Below are 1008 nucleotides of genomic sequence, written 5' to 3'. Positions count from 1 at the left end.
GCTGCTGGCGCCGGTGGGCGTGGCGCTGATCTGGGCCGCGCTGTGGGCGCTGGTGACGCAGCTCTTCCGGCACTGGTTCGCGTTTGGCGCCCACCTGTGGCGGGCGCTGGTGGCGACGGTGGCGATGCAGCTCTTCGACCTGCTGCTGCCGCTGCTGGCCTACATGTTCAACCTGCCGCGCCTGCTGGCGCTGGAGACGCTGGTGATGTCGGTGGGCGCCGCGCTGCTGCTGTGGTGGCATGCGACGGTGGTGTGGCCGCGGGCGTCGCGGCGGCTGGCGGTGGGCATCGGCGCGATGTGCGTCGTCGGCCTGGTGCTGACCGTCGGCCGGCGTACCGAGCAGCAGTACTGGCTCGGTCCCAACTACATGGCCACCTTGCCGCCGCCGGCCTTGCGCGTCGCCACGCCGCAGCCGGTGGACAGCTTCATCGACGGCATGGCGCGCCTCGAGGCACCGCTGCTGAAACAGGCGGAGAAGCGCAACGACCAGACGGGCGGCAGCGGCGACAACGAGGAGTGACGAGCGGCGTCGCTCAGGCCGCGATCGCGGGCGCGGGCACGGCCGGTGGCGAGCGCCGCCGCCGCAGCCACGCGACCACCGGCAGTTCGAGGCAGCGCCCGATCAGCCAGCCGCCGGTGACGGCCGCCAGGACCGCGATCGAGAAGACGAGCGCCTCGGGCAGCGCGTGATAGACGCCGACCTTGGCCATCGACGCGAGCACGATGTTGATCAGCAGGCAGTGCGCGAGGTACAGCGAGTACGAGGCCGCGCCGAGCTGGACGAGCAGCGCCGGCACGCGCACCGGCCGGCGGCGCTCCATCGCCACGAGCGTCGCGAGCACCAGCGCCGAGGCCAGCCCCAGCGCCACGCGGCCGCCGAAGGCATGCGGCCCCTGCGGCCCGAGCGGTTCATAGAGCACCGCGGCGACGAAGGCCGCGGCCGCCAGCAGCCATTGCCCCCGCACCAGCGGCAGCGTCGCGCGGCGCGCCATCAGCCCGGTGGCGACG

Annotated in this window: 1 protein-coding gene and 1 pseudogene; one reads left to right on the top strand and one right to left on the bottom strand. The window is 73.8% G+C overall.

Annotated elements, in window-relative coordinates; translation table 11 throughout:
* On the top strand, nt 1-520 hold a 520-nt coding region (locus FUT87_RS28705), incomplete at its 5' end, for a hypothetical protein (protein WP_186830498.1).
* 13 nt (nt 521-533) lie between these two features.
* Here the strand turns inward: FUT87_RS28705 and FUT87_RS28700 are convergent.
* Nucleotides 534-1008, bottom strand: a pseudogene (locus FUT87_RS28700) (hypothetical protein); the annotation flags it as partial.

This window comes from Mitsuaria sp. TWR114 (genome assembly GCF_007997345.1).
The sequence above is the reverse complement of the archived record's forward strand: the minus strand, read 5'-3'. Positions and strand labels throughout refer to the sequence as shown.